This is a genomic window from Treponema sp. OMZ 906, assembly GCF_024181185.1.
Taxonomy (GTDB): Bacteria; Spirochaetota; Spirochaetia; order Treponematales; family Treponemataceae; genus Treponema.
Map to the genome: position 1 here is coordinate 1008877 of NZ_CP051196.1, position 14535 is coordinate 1023411.

General features: G+C 48.0%; 9 protein-coding genes. 4 read left to right on the forward strand and 5 right to left on the reverse strand.

Features of this window, described 5'->3' with window-relative positions; all coding sequences use genetic code 11:
* Window positions 1–73 precede the first annotated feature (73 nt).
* From gyrA to E4N69_RS04545, 3 genes are all read right to left on the reverse strand, one after another.
* Complete coding sequence (gene gyrA, locus E4N69_RS04535; RefSeq protein ID WP_253824648.1) at window positions 74–2590, reverse strand: DNA topoisomerase (ATP-hydrolyzing) subunit A; 2517 nt, start codon at window positions 2588–2590, stop codon at window positions 74–76.
* 13 nt (window positions 2591–2603) lie between these two features.
* Window positions 2604–4520, reverse strand: a complete 1917-nt coding sequence (gene gyrB, locus E4N69_RS04540; RefSeq protein ID WP_253824649.1) for a DNA topoisomerase (ATP-hydrolyzing) subunit B — start codon at window positions 4518–4520, stop codon at window positions 2604–2606.
* A gap of 204 nt (window positions 4521–4724) precedes the next feature.
* Window positions 4725–8324 (reverse strand): alpha-amylase family glycosyl hydrolase, encoded by a 3600-nt coding sequence (locus tag E4N69_RS04545; protein ID WP_253824650.1) that lies wholly within the window; start codon window positions 8322–8324, stop codon window positions 4725–4727.
* A 117-nt stretch (window positions 8325–8441) separates the two neighbouring features.
* Here E4N69_RS04545 and E4N69_RS04550 point away from each other — a divergent pair, with 117 nt between their 5' ends.
* The 4 genes from E4N69_RS04550 (at window position 8442) to E4N69_RS04565 (ending at window position 12853) form a co-directional block, all read left to right on the forward strand.
* On the forward strand, window positions 8442–9329 hold the full coding sequence (locus tag E4N69_RS04550) for a fructose bisphosphate aldolase (protein WP_253824651.1): 888 nt from the start codon (window positions 8442–8444) through the stop codon (window positions 9327–9329).
* 268 nt (window positions 9330–9597) lie between these two features.
* Complete coding sequence (locus E4N69_RS04555; protein WP_253715342.1) at window positions 9598–10773, forward strand: iron-containing alcohol dehydrogenase; 1176 nt, start codon at window positions 9598–9600, stop codon at window positions 10771–10773.
* Between the two features lie 131 nt (window positions 10774–10904).
* Complete coding sequence (locus tag E4N69_RS04560; RefSeq protein ID WP_253824652.1) at window positions 10905–11936, forward strand: FAD:protein FMN transferase; 1032 nt, start codon at window positions 10905–10907, stop codon at window positions 11934–11936.
* Complete coding sequence (locus tag E4N69_RS04565; RefSeq protein ID WP_253824653.1) at window positions 11933–12853, forward strand: TIGR03943 family putative permease subunit; 921 nt, start codon at window positions 11933–11935, stop codon at window positions 12851–12853. Before E4N69_RS04560 ends, E4N69_RS04565 begins: the two co-directional genes overlap by 4 nt.
* Before the next feature lie 11 nt (window positions 12854–12864).
* On the opposite strand, the gene E4N69_RS04570 is transcribed toward E4N69_RS04565, so the two are convergent.
* Both E4N69_RS04570 and E4N69_RS04575 read right to left on the reverse strand, forming a co-directional pair.
* Window positions 12865–13545 carry a tetratricopeptide repeat protein gene (locus E4N69_RS04570; RefSeq protein WP_162662989.1) on the reverse strand — a complete coding sequence of 227 codons (681 nt, stop codon included), beginning with the start codon at window positions 13543–13545 and terminating at the stop codon, window positions 12865–12867.
* 145 nt (window positions 13546–13690) lie between these two features.
* Window positions 13691–14494, reverse strand: a complete 804-nt coding sequence (locus tag E4N69_RS04575; protein ID WP_253824654.1) for a MetQ/NlpA family ABC transporter substrate-binding protein — start codon at window positions 14492–14494, stop codon at window positions 13691–13693.
* Between the last annotated feature and the right edge of the window lie 41 nt (window positions 14495–14535).

Here is a 14535-nt window from a genome sequence, read left to right on the forward strand (position 1 = left end):
AGTACCTGCAACTAACGGCGCGGTGCCCGTACCGGTTTAATTATCAATTAGCGCATTACCCATTACCCATTTTTTACTCCGCATCCCCGCCGTCGAGGTCGAGTTCGCCGTTGAAGGTTGTTTCCGAAGCGGGCGGCGCGATATCTTCTTCGTCCTCGCGTGCAACCACATCTAAGCCGATGAGCTGGTCGGGGCTTTCGATATCGAGGATTTTAACACCCTGCGCGGCGCGTCCCATCACGTTAATAGAGGAAACCTGTACTCGGATGGTTTTTCCCTGTCCGGTGATGCACACGATTTCGTCATCGCCAGCGACGGCAAGCAATCCGACCACCTCGCCGGTCTTTTCGGTAATGGTATACACCTTTTGCCCGCCGGTACCGCGCCCATGCGGAGAAAACTCGGAAAAGTCAACCCGCTTGCCGTAGCCGTTCTCGCTCATCACGAGGAGCTTGCCGCCGTTAATCCGAAGCGCACCGGTCAGCTCATCCCCGCCGGACAGCCGAATACCGATTACCCCATGCGAAGCGCGTCCTTGGTCGCGTATTTCGGTTTCGGAAACGCGGAGCGCCTGTCCGTGCCGGGTTACCAGCATCAGCTCATCTTTACCGGTGGTAAGGATTGCACTCACGAGCTTGTCCCCTTCATCCAGCTTAATGGCGATAATGCCGCGCGTTTTGGCATTCTGGAAGCTGTCGGTCTGTACCTTCTTCACGATGCCGCCCGCCGTCGCCATCAGCAGGTATGTGTCGCTACTAAACTCTTTTAAGGACACAATCGTGGTAATTTCCTCGTCGGAAGATACGGCGAGCAGCGACTTGATATGAGAACCGCGGCTTGTACGGCTTGCTTCGGGGATTTCGTGTACCTTAACCCAGTATGCCTTCCCCTCATTGGTGATAAACATAATATAGTCGTGCGTCGAAGCAGTGAAAATCTGGTCGATAAAGTCATCTTCAACCAAGGCAGCCGAGTTGGAACCCTTGCCGCCGCGGTTCTGCCGCTTGTAAGCAGTTACGGGAACCCGCTTGATGTAGCCGAGGTTGGAAACCAGCACTACCATCTGCTCTTTTTTGATGAGGTCTTCAATGTTTATTTCTTCCACCTCATCGCTGACAATATCGGTACGGCGGTCGTCGCCGAATTTCTCTGCAAGCTCATCGGTTTCCTGCTTAATAAGCGCAAGAATTTTTTCAGGATGCGCCAAGAGGTCTTTCAAATGCTCAATCAGCAGTTCAAGCTCCTGCAATTCCTTGCGGAGATCTTCAATTTCGAGGCTGGTGAGGCGTTTGAGCTGCATATCAACGATTGCCTGCGCCTGTATGTCGTCAAACGAAAACCGCTCCATCAGCGCGTTCTTGGCGCTTGCCGTATCGCGGGAGCCGCGGATAATCTTAATCACCTCATCGATGTTGTCGATGGCGACGATAAGAGCGCGTAAAATATGGGCGCGCTCTTCAGCTTTTTTCAAGTCGAAGCGGACGCGGCGGGTAACAACCTCCTGCCGGTGCGCAACAAAGTAGCCGACCAGCTGTTTGAGCGTCAGCGTTTGCGGCCGCCCATCCACCAACGCAAGGTTGATAACGCCGAAGGAGGACTGCAGGGCTGTCTTGGAAAAGAGCTGATTCAGCACCACCTTTGCGATTGCTCCCCGCTTCAACTCGATAACCAGTCGTAAACCGGCGCGGTCTGAGGTTTCGTCATTGACTGCCGCAATCCCTTCTATCACTTTTTCACGGGCAAGTTCACCGATCTTCGCAACAAGCGCCGTGGTGTTTACCTGATAGGGCACTTCGGTAAAGATAATCGTTTCCTTGCCTTTTTTATCAACTTCGATATTGAACCTGCCGCGGACTAAAATCTTCCCGCGTCCGGTTTTAAACGCCTGCCGGATGCCCTTTTTACCAAAGATAATGCCGCCGGTCGGAAAGTCCGGCCCTTTGATGTACTTGGCAAGCTCATCAATGGTAATGTCGGGATCGTCGATATAGGCGGACACTGCTTGGGCAATTTCGCGCAGGTTGTGCGGCGGCATATTGGTTGCCATACCGACGGCGATACCGCTTGAACCATTCGCCAATAAGAACGGAAATTTACCCGGCAGAACGGTCGGCTCCTGCGTAGAATCGTCAAAGTTCGGAATAAAATCAACGGTATCTTTTTTGATATCCTCTACCATCGACTCTGCAAGCCGTGCCATCTTTGCTTCCGTATAACGGTAGGCTGCAGGCGGATCGCCGCCGATGGTACCGAAGTTTCCTTGCGGATGGATTACCGGATACCGGAGGGAAAAATCCTGCCCCAAACGGACAAGTGCATCATATACGGAGGCATCGCCGTGCGGGTGATAGCTTCCCAGTACATCACCGACAATCTTAGCGCATTTGCGCGTCGGCCCCGAATAGCGCAAGTTTTTCTCTTCCATTGAATAGAGGATTCTGCGGTGTACCGGCTTCAAGCCATCTCGCACATCAGGCAGCGCACGGCTCACAATAACCGACATTGAATAGTCTATATATGCACGTTTTACTTCAGTTTCAATCGGAATGGGGATTAGCACCCCGCCTTCCGGCGTTTTTATCTCTTCCACGTTTTATGCTCCATTACACATCGAGATTCGCGTACACCGCATTTTCTTCGATAAATTTGCGGCGCGGCTCTACTTCTTCGCCCATCAGTGTGCTGAAAATCCGGTCAGCTTCTACCGCATCGGGCAGGGTTACCCGCATCATCTTGCGGCGGGCGGGATCCATCGTTGTCTCCCAGAGCTGCGTGCCGTCCATTTCACCCAAACCCTTGTATCGCTGTACCGCGGGGTTCACATTCCGCCCAATTTCATTCAAAATGCTGTCCCGCTCACTGTCGTCATACACGTACCATTCCTTTTTATTGTAGGAAATTTTATAGAGCGGTGGCATCGCGAGATACACATAGCCGTGCTCAATCAGTTCCGGCATATAGCGGAAAAAGAAGGTGAGTAAAAGCGTGCGGATATGGGAACCGTCCACGTCGGCATCCGCCATAATGATAATCTTATGATAGCGGATTTTATCAAGATTAAAGTCTTCACCGATGCCGGTACCGAGCGTTGCGATAATCGGCTGGAGTTTCTCGTTATTGAGTACCTTGTCGAGCCGAGTTTTTTCGACGTTCAGCATTTTTCCCCACAGCGGCAAAATTGCCTGCGTTTTGCTGTCGCGCCCCTTCTTTGCGGAACCGCCTGCAGAATCACCTTCTACAATGTAGACTTCGCATTTTTCCGGGTCTTTGGAAGAACAGTCGGCAAGTTTCCCCGGCAGCCCGAAGCTGTCAAGGCCGCTTTTCCGGCGGGTTGCTTCCTTCGCCTTGCGAGCTGCGATACGGGCGGTTGCTTCACCGACTGCTTTTTCGAGGATTTTATCGATTTCGGTCGGATTTTGCTCAAAAAAGAGGGTGAGTTTTTCGTTGATAAAGGTGTCAACGATGCTCCGCACATCGCTGTTGCCGAGCTTGGTCTTCGTCTGTCCTTCAAACTGAGGTTCGGGAACTTTGACCGATAGTACCGCCGTTAAACCGGCACGTACGTCTTCGCCCATCAACTTTTCTTCTTTTTCCATCTTTTTAGAAAGCTTGGCATTTTTCTTCAAGAATTCGTTCATCACACGGGTGAGCGCCGTTTTAAAACCTTCGAGGTGGGTACCGCCCTCGCGTGTGTTAATATCGTTGACAAAGGAAAGGATGTTTTCTTTATAGCCGTCGTTGTACTGCATTGCCAGCTCGACAACGACATCGCTTTTTTCACCGTCGAAATAAATCGGTTCTTTGGGAAGCACCTGTTTACTTTCGTTCAGGTAGCGCACAAAGTGAGAAATACCGCCGTCAAAGGCAAAGGTTACTTCTTTCGGTGTGGAAAGCCGCTCGTCGCGTAGTGTGATGCTGATGGTATTATTCAAAAAGGCGAGTTCGCGGAGACGAACCGCCAGTACATCAAAGTTATAGGTGGTCGTTTCGGTAAAAATAGTCGGGTCGGCAGTCCAACGGATGGTAGTGCCGCGCTTTTGCGTCTCTCCCCGTTTGGTAACCGGGCCGAGCGGTTCGCCGAGTGCAAATTTTTGCACATATTCAAAGCCATCCCTGCAAACAATCGCTTCCATATTGGTGGAAAGCGCGTTTACAACAGAAACACCGACACCGTGCAAACCGCCGGAAACCTTATACGAACCCTTGTCGAATTTACCGCCTGCATGGAGCCGCGTCAAAACCAACTCCAGCGCACTTACGCCCTCTTCGGGGTGAATATCGACGGGAATACCGCGCCCGTTATCTTCTACCCTGACGGTATCGTTTTTTTCCAATACGACCAAAATGGTATCGCAATAGCCCGCCATCGCTTCGTCGATACAGTTGTCGACGACTTCGTATACCAAATGATGCAGCCCGTCAGGACCGGTAGAGCCGATATACATTCCGGGGCGTTTGCGGACGGCGTCCAGCCCCTTTAAAACCGTAATATTTTCCGCTGAATATGAAGGCGTTGTCATGCACTATCCTTAGAGAATAAAATGAAGGGGACCGATAAAAGGGTGATTTTTAGCGGTATCCTGTGAATTATGGGGAGCTATAATGGTGATAATAACGGAAGCTCCTGTTCTTTATGAAAATCGGGCTATTATACTATTATCAGTGGAAAAAGTAAAGGCGGCAGAAAATTGAGCGTTTATCCTTCCATGCATGAATAAGTCGTACTATTTTAACGTACCGGCAAAAAGTTTGAGGTACCGATCCACCTGATATCCCGATCTATGAATTGCCGCAGAAAATTCCGCATCAAACCGGCAATACTTTTCTACCGAATCAACAGTTTTCTTCATACATTCAACTTGTTTAACCGGCCGTGCCGCAGAAAGAAAGAGCATCGCTGCCATATCATCGGCAAGCAATTCAGCTGCTTCACGATTAAACCACTTAATTCCGTCCCATTCGTGAATACCGAGGCGAATAATAACATTGGGATCCTGCACCATCCGGCTGACAATACCGGTTCTGCGGATAGGTTTCTTTCCACGGGCATTGTGCACATAATAGAGGTACTTCACCGTATCAGCTTTATTTTCAATAGGATCGATATCAAATCCTCTTGAACGAACCAATGCTGTAAGTTTTTCTTCGAGGTGTAGAAAGGCGTAGAGCCTTCCGATATTTTCTTCCATCTTGTAATAAATGGCAATATCTTCAACCGACATAAGGAACACCGAACCGAACGATACAAAAAGCTGCGAAGCCGTTCCACACATTTTGTGAATAAATACGGTTACGGCAGGGGTCATCGCAGTCAACGGCATTTCTCGTATCAGCAAACTGGAAGCCGATAGGAGGAGGCGGTACATACGTGCCTTGAACAGAGTTGACAACTGCTTTATGGATGTTTTAACTGTCGGCACTTTCTCTTCGAGGAATTGTGCAGTTTGCTCGCTGCGATACGTTTCTTCTAAAGCAGTCAAAAAAGTGACGGCTAACGGTTCAAGCTTGTTGATAAACGAATGTATTTTTGACTCTGTTTCATGCGGACTTTCAGTATGCTTACAATCCTTTACCAGTTGAATACAGTCTTGCAACATCTCTTTTGACATACACGCAGCGAGTGCATCATAGAGCTTCTTAAACTTGATCTCATTGATTCCCATCCCAACATCGGCAATACCGTTGCCGTTAAGCTTTTCGTACAGTTGCCGATATTGCTCATCTTGAGTGTCGGTTACCTCATAGATGTTCAAAAATACTTGCGTTTCAAAACCATTTAGAACGGCGAATAAACCGCGCTCCGCAATCTCGCTGTTTTTTCTGATAAACCATAATTTTGAATGTTGCTCCTGAAAAATGACAAACCGGCTCGAGGTAATTGTCAGCAGTAACCCTTGTGCAAGCGTCCGCTGTACCAACTGTTTTTCATCACCGGAACCTTTAACGGCATAAGCGACGGACATATTAATCCAGCCTGCAGTCTGTTCATATTTGTTGTTGTAGAGGATGAGGGAGCGGGAATCGCCGTACACATTAGACCACGCAAAGACATTCTCGTTCACCTGCCCATCTGTCCGGAAATCATAGAGTAGGAAATTTTCTACGCCGGAGAACAAACGACGCTGCCTCATCAGTGGGAAAATTTCCCGTTGGTGCCGCTCTACGAGGCCGGTGTTCACCTGCTCATTATAATACGCACGACGGTATTCCATACCGTATTTTTCTTCAAAGCCTTCAATTTGCCCGTGTCCGAACATCGGCAGTCCCGGCATTGCAACCAACATGGTACAGACGCCGAAATACTTATCATCTCGACCGAACTGTGCAACGGCGGTTTCCTCATCAGGATTGTTCATAAAATTGACATAGCGCTTTAATATTTGCGGGTCAAACTCGAGGGTATTCTTGATAGTCAGCCGATACTGGGCGTTATCCTCCCGCTTGAGCATATTCATAAATGCGGAATTATAGACGCGGTGCATTCCGAGTGTGCGGACAAAATACCCTTCCATCATCCAAAAGGCTTCGGCTAATAAAAGGGTATCGGGAGCTTCAACCGCACAGCGGTCTACTACCTCGCGCCAAAATTCTTCGGGGAGCCGCTTTTGAAACTCCTCCGTAGAAAGCGCAAAGCGGGAACGGCTCGCAATATCTCCTCCTCTTCCCGGCTCAGGATACCACAGCCGTCGGATGTGCTTCTTTGCCAGCACCATCGCCGCATCAAATCGAATAATCGGGAAATTCCGAGCAACGTGCAAAATTTTCCGAATAACCTCCTCGCGGGCTTCAGGATTGAGGAAGTCAATTTGAGCGGTATCGTTCCACGGCAGACCCGTACCATCGTTCCCGTGATAAATGTATCGGGTATCGCCGGTATGGTGATCAACCCGTTTAAACACTACTGCGCAATCTGTTTTGGAATAGTAATGATTTTCCAGGTAAATCCCGATACGGGAATCACGGGAAAGGTTTTCCCCGTCAAAATTATAGCTCGGAAACGGACTTTCGCGAGTTTGCATAAAAAGATCCGGCCGCTCCATCACCCACTTTGAATCTATGCCGGTATGATTCGGCACCATATCGGCAGCAAGCCGAATGCCCAGCGCGCCGGTGCGACTACGCAGATTTTCGAGCGCTTCCCATCCGCCGATATCTCCGGCTATCTCATAATCCGTCAAACTGTAGGCGCTCGCTGCCGCCTCTTGGTTCCCGCATATCTGCTTAATCCGCGCACTTGCAGGGGAACGTTCCCATACTCCGATAAGCCACAACGCATTAAAGCCCGCTTCTGCAAGGAAATTAAGCTCCTCATCGGGAATTTGATCAAGGCGAGTGATAGCCCGCTGATACTTTTTACTAAGTTGGTCCAGCCACACCAGCGTGCTTTTTGCAATCATTACGACATTCGGCATCCAGTCACGGTCGGCAGTGAACCGTTCATATTCCTGTGTCAGTTCTTCAAAATGATAGGCATCATGCGTGCCGCCTCCACCGCCGCCCTGCCATGCAGATTTCTCCTCTTCTGAAAGGATATCCTGACTTGTTAAGAGTCTGCCGATAAATTCGCCAAGCAAATCAAGCCAATGCTTTTTGATATATTCAAGCTGTCCTTTCAAACTGAACGGCGCATAAGAAACGGGAGCTTTAAGCAGCGAAATCAGATCAACTTTTTCAGGACCGAATACCTCGTTCCGGAACGACCAGTCGCGAAGGCTATCCCAGAAACAGTTGTATGAAGGGTGCGCCGACAGCTGTTCATCGGTAAAAAGAGGATAAAAAGGTTGGAATGCAGGATTTTCATTTGCAAGCTTACAAAGAATTAATTCTTCAAACGCACGGTATTTATTTTCAATGCCCGATACCGGATCGATATTGCGGAACCAATCTTCGGCGGTCATAGTCCCGCCGTACACCTCCGCAGGAGGAAATTCGGTACAAAATTCGAGTAATAAATCGTCGAGGTCGGGCAAGTGTTCCTTTGCAAGCTCCGCTTGCACAAAGTCATACCCGCTGCTAAAAAAATCAGCACGCACATCCCGCCGGTACAGTCGACACATATAATGGAATATTTCATCAATCAACCCCATCGCATTCAGCTGACCTGCTTTTAAATACTGCTCGGCACGTACCGGCATCCCGAATGCACCTGATTCCACGACCTCGTTATACTGGAAAGTAAACACATAAATATCATTAATATTTCGTATTATGACGTTTCCGGTCGATGAAAAGAGTGCTTTTGAAAAATGGCATTTTGTACGTACATCGCGATGGATATGGAATTCCATAGTTTGGAGAAAGCTATCGGCATACACTTTTTGCATAAAATATCCTCGTATGTGCTAATTATATGCCGAAAATCCGATATTGTGAAGCTAGGCTAGCGTTTTTCGCTATCATAGGATATACTGACATCGCATTATCTTGCAGGAGGTTTTACTATGGACAAGCAAAAAATAGAACGGATGCACACCGGAAAGGGATTCATCGCGGCTTTGGATCAGAGTGGTGGCAGTACGCCTAAGGCTCTGGCCGGATACGGTATCGGAAAAGACGCCTATTCAAATGAAAAAGAGATGTTTGATATGGTGCATGCCATGCGCACGCGGATTATCACCAGTAAAGAATTTGACAAAAAGCATATACTCGGTGCTATCCTTTTTGAGCAAACAATGGATCGTGATATAGAGGGTATTCCTACGGCAGACTATCTGTGGAATAAGCGCGGCGTTTTACCGTTTCTAAAGGTTGATAAAGGACTTGCAGACTTAGCCGAAGGTGTTCAGCTGATGAAGCCGATGCCCGATTTGGAAGCATTGCTGCAACGTGCCGTACAGAAGCATATCTTCGGGACAAAGATGCGCTCGGTTATAAAGGAAGCAAATCCTGCCGGTATCAAAAAAGTTATCGATCAGCAGTTTGAAATCGGTCTGCAAATTGCAAAGCACGGATTAGTACCGATTATCGAACCGGAAGTAGATATTCACAGCCCCGATAAATCAAAGTGTGAAGATATCCTAAAAAAAGAAATTCGCGAACACATTGCAAAATTGCCGAAGGATGTGTTGATTATGCTCAAGCTGAGCATCCCGACACAGGCAGACCTGTACAAAGAATTTATCGACAATCCGCAAGTTGTACGCGTTGTCGCGCTTTCGGGCGGGTACAGTAGAGAGGAAGCCAATGCGTTGCTGGCAAAAAACCACGGTATGATCGCCAGCTTCTCCCGTGCCCTCGCAGAAGATTTACGTGCACAGCAGTCGCAAGAAGAATTCGACAAAACCCTTGCCACTGCAATTAAGAGCATTTACGACGCTTCGATTACATAGTCGACCTGCCCCACAACTAATTCATAGGCATCTCTAAGAACTTGTTTTTTAGAAAAGAAGCAAAAATCTTTTCTATACAAAAGGAGCATATATGAAGGTCGGTTTCGGATGCGATCATGCATCGGTTGTGTTAAAACATATTTTGATGGAACATGTGCAGAACAAAGGGTGGGACGCAATCTTTCATGCTGTGTTAAACTCAATTATGTGAACTTGTAAAAGCTGTTTCTTTCTATTATTACATTGCGCAATTACTCAGGAGGATGAGATGTTTAATTTTGTTTTTGATGTACCGGTAAAGATACTGTTCGGAAAAGGCAGTGCTGAAGGACTTGCCGATGAGATATTAAAATACGGTAATAGAGTACTGCTCTGCTACGGAGGCGGGAGCATCAAGAAAATTGGGCTTTACGATACGATAACGGAGCAATTAAAATCAAAGGGCATCTTTTATGCGGAACTGTCAGGTATTTCTCCCAACCCGCGGATAGAAGAGGTTGAAAAAGGCATCGCGCTGGTACGAGAACACAAGCTTAATTTTATCCTTCCGATCGGTGGCGGAAGCTCTATCGATTGCGCTAAGGCGATCGCTGCCGGTGCGCACTATAACGGTGACCCATGGGACATTATTACGCGGAAGGTCTCTGTTACGGAAGCGATCCCGCTCGGTACGGTTTTGACTCTTGCAGCGACGGGGTCCGAAATGAACTGCGGCGCCGTTATTACCAACTTTAAAACGAAAGAAAAGCTCGGCTTTGAAATTCCGCTTTTGATGCCGAAATTTTCCGTGATGGATCCATGCTACACGTTCTCGGTACCCAAAAAGCATACGGCCGCCGGCACTGCGGATATTATGAGCCATACGTTTGAAAGTTATTTTTCATTGGACGACGGGGCTTACTTGCAAGACCGGTTCGCCGAAGCGGTACTGAAAACCTGTATCCACTATGGCCCCATTGCGTTGAAGGAACCCGATAATTATGACGCCCGCGCCAATTTGATGTGGGCGGGAACATGGGCGATAAATGGTTTGTTAGGGTGCGGAAAGATGACGATGTGGTCGGCTCACCCGATGGAGCATGAGCTGAGCGCTTTTTACGACATTACGCACGGGGTAGGGCTTGCAATCCTAACCCCTCATTGGATGCGGCATGTACTGAACGACAATACCGTGCATAAGCTTGCCGAGTACGGCGTCAATGTGTGGGGCTTGCCCGCAGACGCGGATGTCTATAAAACGGCAAACGCCGCTATTGATAAGACATCGGAATTTTTTGCATCGCTCGGTATCCCGATGACGCTGCGTGAAGTCGGTATCGGCGAAGAGCATCTTAAGGAGATGGCGGAAGCGGCTGTGATGCACCGGAGCCGCAGCGGAAAAATCCGCGGCTTCCAAACCTTAACGGCAGCCGATGTCCTTGCAATTTATAAAGCTGCGCTGTAAACAAGCTTGAGAATGATTAGAAAAGCCTCTAAAAACTGATTCGCAGTCCGCAGAGCGGACAACTTAATGAATTTCTTTACAGAACAAGCCGGTAGGTTTGCAGTTTTTAGAGGTTCCCATGTGAAATCAAAATGAAAAAGCATAGTTTTTTTTTCTTGTTGGCGCTGCTGCTTGTCTCTTGTAGGCCTGACATCAGAAAGGAAGGCCGTACTGTGTTTGCGCTCGGAACCGTATGCAGTATCCAACTGTTTACCGAAAAGCCTCAGACGGAAGTTGAATTGGTACTGCAGACCTGCATTCGTCGGCTTGAAGAATTGGAGCGACATTTAAGTGCAAATGCCGAATCCTCCACGCTTATCGATATCAATAAGGCGTCTGGCGTGTCTGCGGTTAATGTACCGGCGGATATATACCCGTTGTTTGCGCGCGCCGTATTTTTTGCCGAAAAGACGGACGGCGCATTTAATCCCGCTATCGGCGGCGTGGTCAAGCTCTGGAATATCGGTTTTGAAAATGCACGGAAGCCGGAAGATCGGGATATTCAGGTGGCGCTTTCCCGCACCGATTATAAGGATGTACAGCTGACCGGTACGGCGGTCTTTCTTAAGAAAGAAGGAATGAAGCTTGACTTAGGGGCGATTGCAAAAGGATTCGCTGCCGACGAGCTTACCCGTATTGTAAAGCAGGCTGGGATTATGCACGCTGTGATCGATATCGGTGGTACGATTTCTGCTGTGGGTGTTCGACCGGATGGAAAGCGCTGGAATATCGGTATCCGCGATCCGCGTATCCGGCAGGGACAGCCGATTATCTCCGCCCCGATTGAAAACCGCAGTATTTCCACCTCCGGTAGCTATGAGCGGTATTTTGAGCAGGACGGCATCCGTTATCATCATATTATCGATCCCGCAACGGGGTATCCGGTGCAGAGTAATATGATAGCAGTATCTGTTTTTGCCGATTCTGCAACCGATGCGGATGCTTTGTCGACGGCATGCTTTGTACTGGGGTATAAGAAAGCTGTCAAACTGCTTGACGAACTCCCCAATACGGAGGCGCTTTTTATCTTTGACGATAACAGCGTCCGTACGACAGGGAATCTTAAAAAAAATATCATGATTTTAAATTCTGCATTCCAGTTTACAGATACGGAGTCACTATGAAAACTATAAGACAAAATACCCGCTTGCAAGCTATTCTACAGGCGACAACTCTTTTCGGTTTCGCTTTGTATTTTACCGGTGCAGTTATTTCCGGGGCGGCATACCGCTATGTGCACGAACGGCATATACCCATGCTGTTGTTTTCAGCAGTGGTATTTTTTCTTATCGGTATGCTCAAGCTTAAGAAAGTGATGCAGGAATCGCATTGGCGTACTTCATTGTTTAATAATGTATATACCGGTGTTTTTGGTTATTCCGGAAAGGATGCTCGAAGCGCGCGTGCAGGCGTTTTCAGTATTGTCGTTTTTGCAGTTGCTTTGGTCGGCATGTCGGCCTCTTCGGGAATAGCGGTACGCTTTTCTCAATTTGCATATAGTAATTCGCTGGGCGGGCAGCCTTCGCCTGTTTCCGATCCGCCTTTTGCAGCCGATGCATTTTCTGCCGGAGAATATTCCGCCGCTCCACCGAGCGATGCTGTATCTGATCCTGCATCGACTGTTGGGGTTTCCGGTACGTCGACTACGGCCGGGGCGGAACCGAATATGAAGACTGCGGACAGTGGCATCGTCATGGATAGCGATACTTTTACGCAATGGCTCACAGAGTTGTATACAAAGCCTGATGCATGGGTTGGGAAGAAAATAACAGCGACAGGTTCAGTGTGGAAGGATGGAGAATTGTTTGAAAAGAATGAGTTCGCCTTAGCCCGTATGATGATGATATGCTGCGCTGCCGATATGCAGCCGGTTGGTATCCTTGCACAATGGAGCGATGTTCAGACACTTATCGACGGCGAATGGATTGAAGTTTCCGGTACGCTGTCGAAAAAGCCATATAAGAATAGTTTTGATCCGCTTATTATTGTAGAAACAATAAAAAAGGTAAATCAGCCGCAGCGAGAGTATATTTATCCGTAGATGTATATTTTTTAAAGCTGTACACGGGCGAGACCTTCCGCCGCCTCTTTATAGTCTTTCCGTATATTAAGTGCCCGTTGGAATGCGTCCCGCGCGCTTTGTTTATAGCCTGTCTGTTCGCGGGCGAGACCGAGCCGATACCACCACAGCGAATTGGACGGTTCCAAATGCACTGCTGCAGAGTAGGCAATGTCAGCTTTTTGATAACGTTTTGTCAAGCGGTAAATGTCGCCGACATAAAAGTAGGCAACGCTTGCGCGCTCTCCTGTCGGAGCCATATCGATATACCGTTCCATTTGGCGGAGAGATTCTTTATAATCGTTTAGATAAAAGTAGGCCTCGCCTAATGTTTCGATAATGCGCACATCCGATGCGATTTTAAGTGCCTCGTTGCAAACGGTTACCGTCTCACGGTATCTATGAAGGCGGAATAGTGACCATGTATAGACGGTGTAGGACTCCATATTGCGCGGGTTTTGGCGGAGTTCGGCAAGGCATACATCGACTGCCGCCATATATGATGTTTTTGCTTCCTCCGTTCTTCCCGCACTATCCAAGCTGCGGCCGGTACGGTATAATTTCAGTGCGTCTGCCTTTTCTTGTGCATAGGTCGCTCCCGATACGCATATTAATATCGCAAAGATCACCATCGTGCGTTTTATAAAATTATACATTTTCTGTTGTGCGCTCATTTTATCAACCTCTCTTTCGTAGGGGATGCCTAACATCTCAGGCAAGTTTTAGAAATTTCCATGCCATGCATCGTTGAACTGCAGTTAAATAATATAATAGAAAGCCTCTAAAAAGTAGTCCTTTCAGAGGCTTGTAATTACATTCCTAGAATGCCGCGACGACTTCTCCGTTAGGATATTTTTCCGTAATATACTTACGTACTTTATCGCTTTGCAGCGCTTTTATCAATGCTTTGATGCGCGGATCGTTCTCATTTCCCTGTTTAACCGAAATAACGTTGGCATAGGGGGAGTCTTTTCCTTCAACAAGCAGACCATCTTTTGCTGCGGAAAGACCTGCCGGAATAGCATAGTTTCCGTTGATAACGGCTCCTTCAACATCTGCAAGCACGCGCGGGAGTGTGGCTGCTTCAATTTCCTTAAACTGTAAGTTGTAGGGGTTTTCAGTAATGTCTTGCGGGGTAGCTGCTAAGCCTGCGCCCTCGCGCAAAGTGATAATATGTGCGGACTCAAGCAATAACAATGCACGCGCTTCGTTTGTCGGGTCATTTGGAATGGCAATGGTATCGCCGCTTTTAAATTCGGAGAGGTTCCCGTATTTTTTTGAATACAGCGCAAGCGGTTCAATATGAACGGTTCCTACACTGACTAGGTGGTACCCATGCTCCTTATTAAAAGTATCCATATAGGGAACGTGTTGGAAGAAGTTTGCGAATTGTTCGCCCGTTTCGACCGCATCGTTGGGGGTTACATAGTCGGTAAACTCGGTAACCTTGAGCGTAATATTTTCTTTTGCAAGGTCATCCGTTACAAGCTCCAAGAGTGCTTTATGGGGTTCCGGACTTGCAGCGACAGTTAAAACATTTTGACTGTCTTCTTTTTTCACGCAGGAAACCGATAAGCTTGCGCAAAGAATTGCACTAAGCAGAAATGTGAGTAGTTTTTTCATAAACTAGTCTCCTTTCCATTGGAATGAACGGTAGATTACTA